The organism is Vibrio sp. TRT 2004 (assembly GCF_050113735.1).
Classification (GTDB): Bacteria; Pseudomonadota; Gammaproteobacteria; order Enterobacterales; family Vibrionaceae; genus Vibrio.
In genome coordinates this window covers 38,525-54,251 of sequence record NZ_JBNJOH010000028.1, presented here as the reverse complement: position 1 = coordinate 54,251, position 15,727 = coordinate 38,525, and the positions used below count along the sequence as shown (strand labels likewise).

The window sequence follows — 15,727 nt, the reverse complement described above, 5'->3', positions numbered from 1 at the left end:
CACTGTCTTGCTGCGCCTTACGTGCTTTAGCACGAGCGATAGCGGCCGCAACAGCGGCTTTCTTCGCATCGCCAGCATCAGCAGATTCATCTTGCGCAGGTTTGTCAGCTTCGCCATTGTCTTGCTGCGCCTTACGTGCTTTAGCACGAGCGATAGCGGCCGCAACGGCGGCTTTCTTCGCATCGCCAGCATCAGCAGATTCATCTTGTGCAGGTTTGTCAGCTTCGCCACTGTCTTGCTGCGCCTTACGTGCTTTAGCACGAGCGATAGCGGCCGCAACGGCATCCTTTTTATCTTCTGATGCGCCCTCGACGTGTTGCGATTTCTCGGCTTTGCGTTCGCGGGCTTGACGTTTACGCTCTTCACGCAGTTTTGCCATTTCGCTGTTGTCTGGCTCAGATTTACCTTGTTGTTGGGCGGCAGCTTGCTTAGCTTTCGCTTTGGCAATGGCAGCGGCAACAGCAGGTTTGACCGCTTGACCTTCTTCAGCGTCAGCAGATTTCTGAGCTTTTACGCGAGCAATGGCCGCCGCAATGGCATCATCTTCGCCGCTGTTTTTCATCTCTTTACGACGATCTTCAGCCGCTTTCTTGAAGCGATTTTCACGTTGAGCTTTGTCTCTTTCAAGACGAGCCTTCTTCTCTTCAAAGCGAATTCTGGCGCGTTCGGCCGCTTCAGATTCTTCTTTGCGAGTACGAATTTCGGCTTTAGCTTGGCGGTAATATTGAACCAGAGGTATTTCACTTGGGCAGACAAAAGCACAAGCACCACATTCAATACAATCCTTAATATTTTGCTCTTCACACTTGTCGTACTCTTCCGCCTTGGCGTGCCAGACCAATTGCTGAGGAAGAAGTGAGGCAGGACAAGCTTCCGCACACTGACCACAACGAATACACGCCATCTCATATTGATTTGGCGAAATTTCTTTGCGCGTTGGTGCCAGAATACAGTTCGATGTCTTAGTGATAGGAACCTGTGCATGAGGCAAGGTAAAGCCCATCATCGGTCCACCCATGATCAAGCGTGGCAGCTTCTTATCAGCTTTGTAGCCAAATTCATCTAACAAAGCCTGAACTGGCGTTCCAATCAAAGCCCAGACGTTTCTAGGCTGCTTGAAGGTATCACCAGTTAACGTCACTACACGCTCAACCAATGCTTCACCATCACAAATGGCTCGTTTGATAGCCTGAAGTGAACCTACGTTTTGTACCAAGATACCGATATCTGCTGGGATACCACCATTAGGAACTTCTTTATTGGTCAGAATCTTGATTAACTGTTTCTCACCACCAGAAGGGTATTTGGTCGGAATAACACGGATGACAATATCTTTATCTTCGGCGGCTTGCTGAAGGGCCTCAACCGCTTGAGGTTTATTATCCTCAATCCCGATCACGGTCAGTTTTGGCTTTAGAATATGTTCAACAATTTCAATGCCTTTGATGATTTCATCTGCATGCTCACGCATCAGTACATCATCGGCGGTAATGTAAGGTTCACATTCAGCGGCATTGATGATTAAGATTTCAGTACGAGCAAGTCCAGATTGAATTTTCTTAGCCGTTGGGAAACCTGCGCCACCCATGCCGGAAACACCCGCCTGACGGATCTTTTCAATCAGTTCATCTGGCGTTCGCTGAGCGAAATCAGGCCAAGCCTCGCGTTCTTGCCATTGGTCTGTGAAGTCCGGTTCGATAACGATACAAACTTCGCTTAAACCCGACGGATGCGCGGTGGTTCGTGGTTCAATCGCCACCACAGTACCTGAGGTTGGCGCGTGAACAGGTAACATAAAGCTGGAGTCATACTTGGTGAGTGGCTGCCCTTTGAGAACCTTAGCTCCAACCTCAACTGCAAGGTTGCCCGGCTTACCGATATGCTGTTTGATAGGCAGGATAATTTGTGCCGGAACAGATGCGCGACTCAGCGGCAGCGAGACCGATTGAGCTTTGTTTTCCGCTGGGTGCACACCACCAGGGAAGCTCCAAAGTGCACCTGATTTTATTTTTTCGATTAGTGACAACATGCCAGTCCTTAATTCACACTTTTCTGCGCTGGCGCAGAATCGGTAATATCAACAACAGGAATGGCGTCCATCTGCCACTTCCAGCTCGCTGTAGTCGTTTCTACAGGGATCATTTCAATACAGTCAGTTGGGCACGGTGCGACACAAAGGTCACAGCCAGTGCATTCATCCTTAATGACTGTGTGCAGCGCTTTTGTGCCGCCGACAATCGCGTCAACAGGGCACGCCTGAATACACTTAGTACAGCCGATACACATATCTTCATGGATAAAGGCGACGGTTTTTACCGCATTCTCAAGGTCATGAGCAGAGTCTGTCGCTTCCACCCCCATTAAATCAGCCAGTTTTTCTATTGTCGCTTGGCCGCCTGGAGGACATTTGTTGATGTCATCACCATTGGCGATGGCTTCCGCGTAAGGGCGACAGCCAGGGTAACCACACTGACCACACTGGGTTTGAGGGAGAATGCTATCGATTTGATCGACAATAGGATCGGCTTCTACTTTGAAGCGAATCGAAGCAAAACCAAGCACGGCACCAAATACCGCCGCCAGCACAGCAATGGCTATAATCGCGATTAATATTGAGCTCATTACAACTTCACCAAACCTGTAAAGCCCATGAAGGCAAGCGACATCAGTCCTGCGGTAATCATTGCGATCGAGGCACCTTTGAAAGGCATAGGTACATCGGCCGCTGCAATTCGCTCACGCATAGAGGCAAACAAAATCAGAACCAGTGAGAAACCAACCGCAGCACCAAAGCCGTAAATGATCGATTCAATAAAGTTGTGGTTTTCATTGATGTTTAACAGAGCGACACCTAACACTGCACAGTTGGTGGTGATTAGGGGTAAAAAGATACCAAGCAGGCGATAAAGTGTTGGGCTGGTTTTGTGCACCACCATCTCTGTGAACTGCACAACGACTGCAATAACCAGAATGAAACTCATGGTTCTTAGGTATTGAAGATTGAGCGGATCAAGGATGTAGCTCTCCACGAGATACGCACACACTGACGCTAAGGTTAAAACGAACGTAGTCGCTAACCCCATTCCAATTGCTGTTTCTAGCTTTTTCGACACGCCCATGAATGGACATAAACCCAGAAACTTCACCAGTACAAAGTTGTTGACCAGCACAGTGCCAACCAACAACAAAAGATATTCGGTCATAATTATATAGTGTTGAAATTCCGATCCCGACATTATCCTGCTTTGCTCGTCCAATAACAACCAACGAAAGATAAGGTTTTCTATTGTTGAGTAAAAATTATACGGGATATTGAATCATTTGTGGGTAAATTGCTGGCGTAAAGGCAAAAAATCGAGTTTACAGAGTGATTAGGGGAGGGGGAGTCCATGTCATTCGTTATATTTATCTTCAATTCCATCTTTCGTTTCGGGCTGAATTGGTTATGATAAATCTCAACTCAGTTGTTAGAAGTACGAGGCTAATGTGTTAGAAGAAAAATGGTTAGATATCGATGGTGACCAACTTTATTGTTTGTCTACAGAACTCAAAGAGTCTCAAGAAACGCTTGTGTTGATTCACGGTTTAGGAGAATCGCATCTCTGTTTTGCGGATGCTTTCGACTGGCTGCCGAATTACAACCTGATAATGTTTGATCTATGTGGTTACGGTTATTCTCCTGCTTCAGTTACCTCTCACTCTACGGAAACTCAAGCAAAGCGCATATTAAAAGCGCTTGAGCAATTAAAGATTCATGATTGTTTTCTTCTTGGACACTCTTGGGGAGGCGATACGTCTACCTTGGTTTGCAAATATGATACGAAAGGTATTGTACGTGGTTTTATTAATGCCGAAGGTGGGGTACACGAAGAAAATATAATTTTGTCCCAGATTATTGCTGAACAATACGCTGAGTTGAGCAGTGATGAGTTTGTTAGGTGGGTGAAAGGTGCAGGCTTTTCACAACGTTTTTCTATGTCTTGGAGTCACGGAGCGGGTATTAAGTATCTGTCATCTGTTAGGCGTTGTGACCCAGTCACCCTAGGTAATACAGCTAGCGAAATTTATGCTCAGCACGCAACACAAGATATGCGTGGGGTCGTTAGTTGGGGTCAAATTTATGAAAACTTGTCGATACCAAAAGTTTATTTTTGGGGGACACAGAGTTTAAGTGGGTGTGAACGCGCTACAAAATTCATATCTACATTAAATAATGTTTCATTCGAAGGGGCTAATCACTGGGTTCAAAATGAACCAGCTAAGTTTTACGAAGAAGTGGATAAATTTATAACTAACGCTCTCAAAATATAATGATCAATTTAAGAGGGATTCATTTTATGTACATTAAAGCAACGCATTGAATCGAGAGTACCTAACCTGCGGCTCTTGGTCTACTTTGTGATTGTAAAACACGTTAACACCAAGGAGAGTTCGTTGTGTAAGGGCGAAATAGGTCAGGTTGGAGGTTGATAAGCGTTATACCGCCGTGTGAGGGCGGTATTAGCAATCTAAGCGCAGCACTTCTTGTATTTTTTGCCACTACCACACCTACAAGGGTCGTTTCTGTTTGGTTTTTTTTCGAAAACCGTTGTTTTTGCCTTGTTCAGGAGCGTGTCTAGCTCGATCGTATTTTCCTCTTGGCTTTCATCTACAGTGATGTTAGCGACAATCGAATGCTCCTGAGTGATGGTCTCGATTTCTTGTTTGCGTAACTCTGTCGGAACAACGATATTGATCGGTGCTTCTTCAGTACCTGCTTTGATGGCACGATTAACGTTGTAGCCTGACAGTACGTGATTTTGTCGAGTTTCGATTCGACCTTTAAAAAACAGCTTAGACATGCAGATACTCTTTACTTTGTATGTAAGAAATTGAGCAGGGATTATACGTATCGTATTAAAATGATAAAGCTGAAATTGGTGAAAATTTAGTGTCGTAGAAAAGCGGTATAGCAATAAACTTGGCACAGTATCGGAGCTATGCTTGCCAATAGGCGACAAGTTTAAATCTGATATTAAGCGGATTTCATAAGACTGGAATCGAGTCAACGAATTTGCCCTTCCAATCTGATTTAGAGGAATTAGATTGCTAGAATTGCCAGCCTTGAGAACAAATGAATGTAACCCCTTGTATTTTTGACGTTATGAAATCCAGTAATTTTACAGTGGCGGTCTCTAGTGTAACGGGAACTCAATTCCTAAACCTATCGCCGCAAACTATTCGTCGCATCAAACTCAGCCTATTATTCGCTGCGCTGGTGTTTTGCGCTCTGGTCACTGTACTGGTGATACAACTAACTAATGCTGCAGACTCTCAATATCAAGCGCAGCAGCTGGCAGATAAAACCCAGCGGCTTGAGCAGCAATTGGTTGCTAAAGAGCAACAATTGAAACAACAGCTTCAAGATGCTGAGTCGCTCAAGAAAGAGCTGGTGTATGTCGAGCAGAAACTGAGTGGAATAGAGAAAGCGATGTCACTGCCGGATGAAGAGTTAGAATTGCGTGAGCGCGCGGATCTCGCCGCACTCAGCACCGCTGCTCGTCACCAGATATTGCAATTAATTCCCAGCGGCAAGCCAGTCAAAACTGGTTACCTGTCGTCTAAATTTGGCACGCGTACTCATCCAGTGAAAAAGACGCGTTCTATGCACCGTGGTATAGATTATGCCGTCAACATTGGTACGCCAATTTACGCACCTGCTGATGGTGTTGTTGAGTTGACACGCAAGAGTAATCAGGGCTCAGGTAACTTTCTGCGCATCATTCACTCATTTGGTTTTACGTCATCGTATTCCCATTTAAAAGCTTTCAAAGTGAAGCCTGGAGAATACGTTAAAAAAGGCGACCTGATTGGTTTGTCTGGAAATACTGGCCTGTCGACGGGCTACCATCTCCATTATGAGATCCGTATGGTAGGACGCGCCCTTGACCCACTGCCATTTACTCAATGGGATATGAATAACTTTGCCGCGATTTTTGAATCGAATAAGGACATAGAATGGGATTATTTAGTAAACAAAATAGAGAATCGAATCGCCACCTCACACAGACTGTCATCGCTGACGGAGCCGACATCAGCGGAGAACTCAAACTTACTTGTAATATCCAAATAGATGGCCGAGTCACAGGCAGTATTGAGACAGACCAAACCGTGACTATCAGCGCAACTGGTTCGGTTGAAGGTTCAGTGAAAGCGGATCGTTTGGTCGTTAATGGCCATTTTCGTGGCAAAGTGTACACCAAGAGTGTTGAGATACTGGGTGACGGTCGCCTAGAAGGTGAGGTTTCTTCGGGAGAGTTTACGATTCAAAAAGGCGGTGTATTCCTAGGTAACTCGAAAAACGTTACCGCAGAAGAAGTGGTCACCATTGATTCGGTAAAAAAGATTAACACCAGCCAAGCTAGTAAAGACAAACGCAACGATAATAAAGAAGCTGTCGGCCAGTGTGCTTGATTGCGCCAAAGCAAAAGTTGTTATGGCGCATACCAATACCCCGCAGCGATAATCATGAGTTCATGATATAGATAACGACAAAACAAATAGTTGATGTACTAAGAGGGATGAGTATGTTGGAAAGGGTAATTTCTTGGTTGGAAATGACACTTTTTACCTTTAACGATCAACCAGTGACACTATGGGCTATTCTGGCGGTACCCACTTGGGTTGTGGTCAGTTTATGGGTCTCTAAGTTACTCATAAAAGGCGTTCGTGCAAAACTAACATCATCGGGTAAGGACCCAAATATAGTGCACTTAATCGAGCGAGTGCTCTTTGTTTTCGCACTTGGTGTTATTTTCCTTACCACGTTATCAATGCTGAACATTCCTATCACCGCATTTGCCTTTCTTTCCGGTGCTATAGCGATTGGATTTGGTTTTGGTGCGCAGAATATCATTAACAACTTTATCAGTGGTTGGATATTGATAGGTGAAAAACCGATTCGTATTGGTGACTTTCTGGAGGTTGAAGGGGCAAAAGGAACAGTGGAACAAATTAACACTCGCTCGACACGAATTCGACGTGTTGATGGGGTTCATATGCTGATTCCTAATAGTAAACTGCTTGAAAATACGGTGATTAACTGGACTCTGAGGGATAAATTGGTAAGAGGTTCAAACAGCACGACATAACAATCGCTTACCCACAACGTGATATACATCTAGATGGTGCCCTCACCATCGTTAGAGAGTCGAAAAAAGCCTAAACGGAGTTGACGCCAAAAGAGTTACCATGCTCTTTTGGCGTTTTTTAATCGTATTGATAGCAATGATCGCTATGGTTAATCCGTAGGCTTTGCCATCGTGCTTTAGGTTGTCTACTTGGTGATAAGCAATAAATCACATGGCGGGTTGGCTATCAAAACATCCACGGTGCTACCAGACCAATAGCGAGACAACGCGGTCCGTTTACACGCCCCCATTGCCAAAATAGAAGCGTCGAGTGAGTTTGCCGCATTAGGCAAACCTTCTTCTGGGTTCGCTTCAATCAGTCGCAAAGGAAGCTGATAAAACTTATTGAGATTGAGAAATTCTTGTATCGCTAGCTTTTGGTTGGAGAGAATCTCTTTTGAGTAACGATATAGATAAGGTGCGACATACTGACAATAGACGAGGGTGGTACTGGCGTTGAGTCTAGAGCCAATATCTATACTGCGGTTGATAATCGCTTTATCAATTTCGGCGTTTTTGTCCCCACGATGAAGTGGGTCAATAGCGGTGGCGAGCTTCAATTTCTGTGACCATTTTTTTTCGGTCAGCAGTAGTATGTCGTTACTTTGACTAGAGAGCTTTCTAAGTATCTGTGGTGCCAGTACGCCTTTGGCGTAATCAATAAGAAACAGATCGTTGTATCCCTGACATTGGTGAGTGAGTTGCTTCTCCCAGTTACTGCCCGAAAGTAGTTCGAAATTTACTTCGAGTGCGGCCAGTTCATACTCTGCTCGAATCTCTTCGATTTGCTCTAAGACAGAATCACACCACTGCATAAAGTAATCATCGTAACGAACAGAACTTTCTTCAGAGTGAAGGAGAAAGTCTAGAAAGGTGTGCTCCTCACTGCGCCTGTAGTCTTCAGCGTAGATACGCAAGGACTTGTTGGATGCCAGAGCAAAAAGAACCGCTTTCTTTAACACCCGACGTGATGGTTTGGCACTGACCTTGGTCAATAGGTAGACTGCATTCATTTCAATATCCATTTGCGATTAAATGCGACAATAAGTCTTTGTATAGAAGGGATTTAATCCTGTAACCAAGCTTAGTCAAGTTTTAATTGGCACACCAATAGAAATATTGGTGACCAGCCGATTGATATCATACTTCACCTAGCCTCATGACCTCGACCAATAGCAAAGCATGTTTTCCGCTAACGATAGGGGAAGATATAGAAACGTTTAATAATGGCTAGATTCGCTTTAGCCAGTCGGCAAGGAACGAAGCTTACCTTCTACCTCCTTTTAAGACCAATTCTAACTCAACGAATGGTGCATCCAGTTTCGAATGCTTCAGTAAAAGTTGTGCCACTCTAAAATTCTCCATTATGGCTTTGGAGCAAAGTTGCAGTCGTTTTCAAAGTTATACTTTGAAATACATTCCTTGCTCGATATCCCTCATTCCATTATTGTGATTTTCGATGTGTAATGTCGAAATAATCATGAACACATCTTATTGATTATGCTACGTTATGCTCATTGTTAGACGATAGGTATATACAGCTTGACCATACACACTCTTCAAGAACGGCATCGATTTTTAGAAATGCTTGCCGTGTGGCAAGGCTATGTTCGTAACAAAGATCTGGTCGATCAGTTTTCGATTACCCGCCAACAAGCCTATCAGGATATCCGAGCCTACCAAGAGCAACATCCTGAACGGTTAAAGAAGATGGTGTCTGGTCCTTATCAATTTAGCGCGCAATATCTCTTTGAAGCCCCCAAACACTCGCTTGAGCATTATTTGCAGTGGTTCAGCACGGGTCAGTTTTATGCACCTCAGTCATCATTCAATGCAGTACTGGGTGAGCACAGCTCCGTTCCACAGCGTTATGTTGCACCACAGGTGATTGCAGCGCTAACGGCAGCGATTCGTCAGCAAAAACGCCTTGAGCTTGGCTATGTGTCACTGTCCAATCCCGAATGGGAAGGGCGAATTTTCCACCCCCATACATTGGTTAAAACTGGTTTGCGTTGGCATGTTCGTGGTTATTGTGAAAAATCGCAGGGCTATCGCGATTTGGTCTTAAGCCGCTGCCGCGGTGATGTTGAGTTACTCGATGCTTCTGAGCACACCAAAGAGGATGATCTGGTTTGGAATACGCAGGTGGTATTAATTTTCGCCCCTGATCCACGTTTAAATGACGAGCAAAAAGAAGTCATCGCCCACGATTACCAAATGGAAAACGGACAACTGCGCATAACCACGCGCGCTGCATTGGTCGATTACCTACTCAAAGAGATGCAAGTAAAAACCCACTATCTCGAAGGCACGCCAGAAGCCCAACAACTGATTTTGCTTAACCCACGTGACGTCAAACCCTGGTTATTTGAACGTTAAAGCGAGGGCAAGGGACGCTTAGGTAAAGTCACTTTACCTGAATAAATGTGCAGGATTGAGCTTTAGCAACAATCACATAAAGTGTATGCATAACCGTGAAACATGGAGCAAGTTATGGACGATCTCTCATCCTCCGATCTTAAAGTCATCCTACACTCAAAGCGCGCCAATATGTATTACTTGGAATATTGCCGTGTGATGCAAAAAGATGGCCGCGTGCTCTATTTGACCGAAGCCGACAAAGAAAACCTCTACTTCAATATTCCGATTGCCAATACTACCGTACTCATGCTCGGCAACGGCACCTCCATTACTCAAGCCGCAATGCGCATGCTCTCACAGGCTGGCGTATTGGTCGGATTTTGTGGCGGCGGCGGTACGCCATTGCACATGGCTTGCGAGGTGGAATGGTTCACGCCACAGAGCGAATATCGCCCAACAGAATACTTACAAGGCTGGCTCTCATTCTGGTTTGATGATGAAAAGCGCTTGGCCGCCGCCAAACAATTTCAAAACGCACGGATTGATTATTTGCAGCGTGTTTGGCGCTCCGATCGAGAATTAACCCATGAGAAATTTAATCTACAAGATGAAGTCATCAAGCAATCCCTTGATACCTTTCACCAACGTACTGAAGCCGCGAGTAAACCAGCCGATCTGCTCCTCACTGAAGCGCAACTCACCAAAGCTCTGTACAAGTACGCCGCCAATAACACAGGCAAAGAAGGCTTTACGCGTCAGCATCAGCCGGATAAAAAATGCACCGACAAAGCCAACGATTTTCTCAATCACGGCAACTATTTAGCCTACGGGCTTGCGGCAAGCTGCCTGTGGGTGCTGGGCATTCCGCACGGTTTTGCCGTCATGCATGGCAAAACCCGCCGTGGTGCTTTGGTATTTGATGTCGCGGACTTAATCAAAGATGCCATTGTGCTGCCGTGGGCTTTTGTTTGCGCCAAAGAGAACGCCAGCGAACAAGAGTTTCGCCAACAAATTCTGCAAGCCTTCATCGAACACAAAGCGCTCGACTTCATGTTTGACACAGTGAAAAACATCGCGCTTGAAAAGAGTGGCGCGGCTTAATGCCGCACCTGGCTACCTGCATGGTAGTGGAGTCTGAGTACATATTATTTCTAAGCTGCTACATAGCAGTGAAGAGATAGTACCTATCTGGATTAACAAAGGCAAATAATCAAATTTATATATAAGTACTTATTAGGTTGATTTTTTTCTGGTGGTTCTGTATTGTATGTTTTGTGAACTTTGAAACGTACGGTGTTTTAATGAAAAGATTGATCAGTATTTATTGCCTTATCAAAAATTATGTAGGGATATTAGCTTTTCGGCTAAAGACGTTGATGTTGAAGCCAGAGAATACATTAACATGTTTAATGTTGTTGAAGGTTGTCAATGAAATTAAGCGCTTGCTGAGTTGATTTGGAATTAACAAAATGATAGTCACCTTTGTCAGTCAATGCGAGAAAAACGCCCTCAAGAAAACCCGCCGTGTACTGGATGCCTTCGCCAACCGCATTGGCGATAACACCTGGCAAACCCTCATTACCGAAGAAGGGTTACTCACGGTGAAAAAAATGCTTCGCCAAACCGCCAGCCGCAGCACTGCTGTTAGTTGTCACTGGATCCGCTCCCGTTCGCGCAGCCAGTTTTTGTGGGTAGTGGGTAATAGGCGGAAATTTACTTTGGAAGGTGTGGTACCAGTCAATAGAACCGCGCTAAATCTTGAACACAAAGAATGGGAACAAGGGTGGCAGCTTAATGAAGTCATATTGCTGGCAGCAAGCATAGCAGGTTTGTTTCATGACTTCGGTAAAGCCAACAACTTATTTCAAGCTAAACTAGCCGGAAAAACCAAGCAAAAAGGTGAACCGTATCGCCATGAATGGGTATCACTGAGGTTATTTGAAGCCCTTGTCAAAGGTAAAGCAGATGAAGCTTGGCTCACAGAATTGGCAACGCTTTCTGCTACAAAAGCGGCAGAGTTAGAGCAATCTATGCTCAGAAACCTGTGCAAGGATCACGAAAAGCAACAACGTGTGTTTGAGCATTTATCGCCTTTGGCAAAGCTTGTCGCTTGGTTAGTGGTGTCACACCACAGACTGCCCTTAGATCACCGTTGCGAATCACGAATAGAACAAATGGATCAATGGTTAAACACATGCGCTTCCAGCCATTGGAATTCAGCGAATGCCCTTGATCTAAATGTTTACAGTGCAGAAGCGGTTACGCAAAACTGGCTGTTTAAATTTGGCACACCTTTATTAAGCCGTACTTGGCAAAATAAGGCACAAAAACTGGCGATAAGAGCACTAAAAAATCCGATTTTTAGCGCTAAGAACTCAGATTGGTTAGGCCAAAGCTTTGTTTCCCATATTGCGCGAATGAGTTTGATGCTGGCAGACCACTATTATTCATCATTGCCTATTGAAAAATGTAAAACGGCATGGCGTGACATAAATTACCAACCTATTGCAAACACAGATAAAACAGCAAGCTCGGGAAAAAGTTCGGCGAAGCAACAGCTTGATGAACACAACATTGGCGTAGCGTCTAATACGCAGCGTTTTATTCAAAATTTACCAGCGCTTAAAATGACTTTGCCCGCTATTACGCAACACAGGTTGTTTACTAAAAGTGCCGAACAAGCAAAGTATCGTTGGCAAGATAAAGCGTTTGGCGAAATTAAAACGGTTGCAAAAGAATCCGAAAAAAGAGGTTTTTTTGGAGTCAATATGGCGTCAACTGGCTGCGGTAAAACCATTGCAAATGCTCGTATCATGTACGCTTTGGCTGACGAAAGGGAGGGTTGCCGATTTTCAGTAGCATTGGGATTGAGAACGCTCACTTTACAAACGGGAGATGCCTACAGAGATCTTTTAAAATTAGGCGATGATGAATTGGCGGTACTTGTTGGCTCTCAAGCGGTAAAAACCCTTCATCAGTTAAGCAAAGAACAAGAAATCGTTGGGTCTGGGAGTGAATCGGCGGATGACTTATTTGCTGACCTTTATGTTAGCTACCAAGGTCAAATTTACGATGGTCGGCTCAAGCATTGGCTAAGTAGTAGCCCCAAGCTAGAGCAGCTAGTTAGTGCTCCTGTTGTTGTCAGTACGATAGATCATTTAATGCCAGCGACTGAAAGTAAGCGTGGCGGTAAGCAGATCGCACCTATGCTACGTTTGTTAACCTCCGATTTAGTGCTCGACGAGCCAGATGACTTTGGTTTAGAAGATTTACCAGCACTATGCCGGTTGGTGAACTGGGCGGGGATGCTTGGCTCTCGAGTGCTACTGTCATCGGCTACCTTGCCACCAGCATTGATTAAAAATCTATTTGATGCCTATCAAAGTGGAAGGCAACAGTTTAATCAAGCGCAGTTTGGCGACAATCAAAATGGCTCTGTGGTGTGCGCATGGATTGACGAGTTTTCGAGTATAACAAAAGAAATCAGTGACAAAGACAGTTACCTTGAGCAACACAAAATCTATGTAGATAAACGCATTGCAAAACTGCAAAAACAGCAGAAAGTGTTGAGGAAAGGCCAGATTATTAAACTAGAGCCAGCTAAAGCGAGTTCCGTGTATCAACAAGTCGCTCAGACGATTTACACCAACATGCATCGACTACACGCTGCGCACCATACACAAAGCCCATGTGGTAAAAAGGTGTCGCTAGGGGTCGTGCGACTGGCAAACATTAATCCGATGGTCACCATGGCAAAAGCACTGCTTGCGATGCCAGCCATGCCAGATCATGAAATATATTATTGTGTGTACCATTCTCAATATCCTTTGGCACTTCGCTCTTATAAAGAAACACGCCTCGATAATATATTGTCACGACATAATGAGAGTGATCTTTGGCAGCAGCCAGAAATTAACAAGGCATTAAAAGCCAGCAAAGCAAATAACTTAGTTTTTGTGGTCATGGGTACGTCGGTAGTAGAAGTTGGACGTGACCACGATTATGACTGGGCAATAGCTGAGCCAAGCTCAATGCGATCATTGATCCAACTGGCAGGCCGTATTCAACGCCACCGCCAACAAGTGCCAAGCGATAATAATTTGTATGTGCTGAATCAGAATATTCGCGCTCTGAATGGTGAATCAACGGCCTATTGTAAACCCGGTTTTGAAAGTAAAGCCTTGCCGCTTGCTGAGCACGATCTTAATCATTTGCTGGATACGGAGCTTGAAAATATATCGGCGATATCGCGAATCACTGAGCCTAATTTCAAGGGTGGAGATTTTATGTTTGACGTCCACAGCACTGGTAAACAAGCCAATAAAGTGACGAACTTTTTGGTACAAGAGCATAGAGCGCTTAGATTTACGTTAGAAAAGATAGGCGGAGATAATTATCAAAAGCAGTTTTACCGCAACGACAAAGAAGCCAACCTTTGGTGGCGCTCAACTCACCCACATGATGCCCACTGGAATGCCGAATTTATTCGCCAAACGGAATTCAGACAATCGCAGCCACAAGAAGCGTTTGTTTTGCGCGTCGAAGATGAGGCGCTATGTTGGAGCCAACTTGATACCAGCAAAAAACCGTATTGTTACGTCAGCAAAGAAACGCGTTTTACACAAGATAACCCCCCTTTAGCACAAGGGTGTCATTGGTGGTTTTCACACAGTGTGCTCGATACTTACCAGCATTACGCTAATGCACTTAATTCAACCTTACAACGGGCCAGTGAACAACTCGGCGAAGTGAGTTTGCGGGCAGAACAAAATGAACAATCTATTACCTGGAGTTGGCACCCACAACTGGGTATTTATCAGGATATAACAACGAAGGAAGACGAATGGACAACACCTTGAGCGATGCCATTGCCGATTATATCGAGCAACGCAAGCAAACTAAGCTCGAGCCACTTTTAAAAGCCTTAAACAAAGTGCTCGATAAAAGCGACGATCCGGTTGAGATAGCAAAAGCTAAAGCCGATTATGCAGAGCAAGCAACGCCAATTGAAGAGGCGTTTAAACCTGCTATCTGGTTAACTGATGCAGCAAAACGTGCCAAGCAAATCAGTTTGGCAACTCACGCTGCAAAATTTACTCACAGTGATGCTAAAGCTAGCAGCATATTAGTGACACAGTATGAGGTGAATAGCAGTTACGTAACAACAAGTTGCCTTAAAACAAAAACCATTGATGCGGTAGGTAATGCGGCTGCTCTTGATGTGGCAAAATTGTTAAAGATAGAAGTAAAAGGCGAAAGTTTAGTAACACAATTACAAGCGAATCACCTTAGTGCTTTAAAACCGTTTACCCAAGATGAGTGGTTGTTAAACGAATGGCAATCGGGCTTTAACGAAGCGCTGGGCGATGCAAAACTCGCCGGGCATACTTTAACCAAGCAGCTTTATTACCCAGTGAAGCAAGGTAACCAAGATGCACAGGCATATCACTTATTAGTGCCATTAACCTCTTCAGCGCTTGCCCATAAACTGCATAATGCAATTACTCAAACCCGTTTTGGCGATGAAGCTAAAGCAATAAAAGAAGCGCGTAAAAAAGGGCATTATCACCCACAAGATTCTGTCAGTTTTGTCGCGACTGCTATTCAGAATTTTGGAGGCTCAAAGCCACAAAATATCTCGCAGTTAAATAGCGAGCGTTATGGGCAAAGTTTTTTACTCAATTGTGCGCCGCCTACGTACCAAGACCAGATCACATCACCAGCGCAACACACTAGCTTTTTTAATCGAGAGTTCAGTTATCAAACTGCGCAACACATTAAAGAGTTTAAAGCATTTTTAGCCAACTCAAAGGACAGTGACCGTAACTTTAAAACCCGTTACAAGCGTGACTTCTGGTACACACAGCCCATATTAGACACCATGTTTGAACGTGCTGCTTTACTACAAAACCAAACCGAAATAACAGGCTGGTCGACAGAGCCTTCAGCCAAAATGAAAAAAGCACATCGTTTGTGGCTTGATGTATTTAATCGTCACCCTGCGTTTCAAGCAGAGCGCGAAAAAGGTGAATGGTTAGAGGAAGTTGCCAACGATTTTGCCACTTGGTTGCTGAGAAAGTTAGAAAACAAAGATGTCTATATCCTAGGAGACAAAGAGCATCACTACTTCAAAAAATTGTGTTTTCAGCAGTTAAAAGCGTTTGAACGGCACACGCCAAAATGGGGAGGTCAATAAA

Annotated in this window: 13 protein-coding genes; 8 read left to right on the top strand and 5 right to left on the bottom strand. The window is 44.6% G+C overall.

Features of this window, described 5'->3' with window-relative positions; all coding sequences use genetic code 11:
• The 3 genes from rsxC to rsxA form a co-directional block, all read right to left on the bottom strand.
• Nucleotides 1-2,029: electron transport complex subunit RsxC (gene rsxC / locus ACQEXR_RS12545; RefSeq protein WP_427020450.1), on the bottom strand; the 2,029-nt coding region annotated here is incomplete at its 3' end.
• An 8-nt stretch (nt 2,030-2,037) separates the two neighbouring features.
• Nucleotides 2,038-2,622: an electron transport complex subunit RsxB gene (gene rsxB / locus ACQEXR_RS12540; RefSeq protein WP_138973624.1), complete on the bottom strand. Its 585-nt coding sequence runs from the start codon at nt 2,620-2,622 to the stop codon at nt 2,038-2,040.
• Nucleotides 2,622-3,203 carry an electron transport complex subunit RsxA gene (rsxA, locus tag ACQEXR_RS12535; protein ID WP_006878603.1) on the bottom strand — a complete coding sequence of 194 codons (582 nt, stop codon included), beginning with the start codon at nt 3,201-3,203 and terminating at the stop codon, nt 2,622-2,624. Before rsxA ends, rsxB begins: the two co-directional genes overlap by 1 nt.
• 283 nt (nt 3,204-3,486) lie before the next feature.
• Between rsxA and ACQEXR_RS12530 the strand changes: the two genes are divergently transcribed.
• Nucleotides 3,487-4,311 carry an alpha/beta fold hydrolase gene (locus ACQEXR_RS12530; RefSeq protein WP_426953136.1) on the top strand — a complete coding sequence of 275 codons (825 nt, stop codon included), beginning with the start codon at nt 3,487-3,489 and terminating at the stop codon, nt 4,309-4,311.
• A 197-nt stretch (nt 4,312-4,508) separates the two neighbouring features.
• On the opposite strand, the gene ACQEXR_RS12525 is transcribed toward ACQEXR_RS12530, so the two are convergent.
• On the bottom strand, nt 4,509-4,841 hold the full coding sequence (locus ACQEXR_RS12525; protein ID WP_427020449.1) for a PBPRA1643 family SWIM/SEC-C metal-binding motif protein: 333 nt from the start codon (nt 4,839-4,841) through the stop codon (nt 4,509-4,511).
• A gap of 272 nt (nt 4,842-5,113) precedes the next feature.
• Between ACQEXR_RS12525 and ACQEXR_RS12520 the strand changes: the two genes are divergently transcribed.
• The 3 genes from ACQEXR_RS12520 (at nt 5,114) to ACQEXR_RS12510 (ending at nt 7,130) form a co-directional block, all read left to right on the top strand.
• Entirely contained in the window at nt 5,114-6,112 is a 999-nt protein-coding gene (locus ACQEXR_RS12520; RefSeq protein WP_427020448.1) for a M23 family metallopeptidase, read from the top strand.
• Nucleotides 5,998-6,453, top strand: a complete 456-nt coding sequence (locus ACQEXR_RS12515) for a bactofilin family protein (RefSeq protein ID WP_427020447.1) — start codon at nt 5,998-6,000, stop codon at nt 6,451-6,453. The genes ACQEXR_RS12520 and ACQEXR_RS12515 overlap by 115 nt, the downstream gene beginning before the upstream one ends.
• 113 nt (nt 6,454-6,566) lie before the next feature.
• Nucleotides 6,567-7,130, top strand: a complete 564-nt coding sequence (locus tag ACQEXR_RS12510) for a mechanosensitive ion channel family protein (RefSeq protein WP_427020446.1) — start codon at nt 6,567-6,569, stop codon at nt 7,128-7,130.
• A gap of 185 nt (nt 7,131-7,315) precedes the next feature.
• Here ACQEXR_RS12510 and ACQEXR_RS12505 read toward each other — a convergent pair whose 3' ends face one another.
• Nucleotides 7,316-8,182 (bottom strand): universal stress protein, encoded by an 867-nt coding sequence (locus tag ACQEXR_RS12505; RefSeq protein WP_427020445.1) that lies wholly within the window; start codon nt 8,180-8,182, stop codon nt 7,316-7,318.
• Between the two features lie 529 nt (nt 8,183-8,711).
• Between ACQEXR_RS12505 and ACQEXR_RS12500 the strand changes: the two genes are divergently transcribed.
• The 4 genes from ACQEXR_RS12500 to csy1 all read left to right on the top strand — a co-directional run bounded on the left by ACQEXR_RS12500 (nt 8,712) and on the right by csy1 (nt 15,726).
• Nucleotides 8,712-9,548 carry a WYL domain-containing protein gene (locus tag ACQEXR_RS12500; RefSeq protein ID WP_427020444.1) on the top strand — a complete coding sequence of 279 codons (837 nt, stop codon included), beginning with the start codon at nt 8,712-8,714 and terminating at the stop codon, nt 9,546-9,548.
• 114 nt (nt 9,549-9,662) lie between these two features.
• Entirely contained in the window at nt 9,663-10,631 is a 969-nt protein-coding gene (gene cas1f / locus ACQEXR_RS12495) for a type I-F CRISPR-associated endonuclease Cas1f (RefSeq protein ID WP_427020443.1), read from the top strand.
• A 368-nt stretch (nt 10,632-10,999) separates the two neighbouring features.
• Nucleotides 11,000-14,389 (top strand): type I-F CRISPR-associated helicase Cas3f, encoded by a 3,390-nt coding sequence (gene cas3f, locus ACQEXR_RS12490; protein WP_427020442.1) that lies wholly within the window; start codon nt 11,000-11,002, stop codon nt 14,387-14,389.
• Nucleotides 14,374-15,726 carry a type I-F CRISPR-associated protein Csy1 gene (gene csy1, locus ACQEXR_RS12485; protein ID WP_427020441.1) on the top strand — a complete coding sequence of 451 codons (1,353 nt, stop codon included), beginning with the start codon at nt 14,374-14,376 and terminating at the stop codon, nt 15,724-15,726. The genes cas3f and csy1 overlap by 16 nt, the downstream gene beginning before the upstream one ends.
• Nucleotide 15,727: the final 1 nt, after the last annotated feature.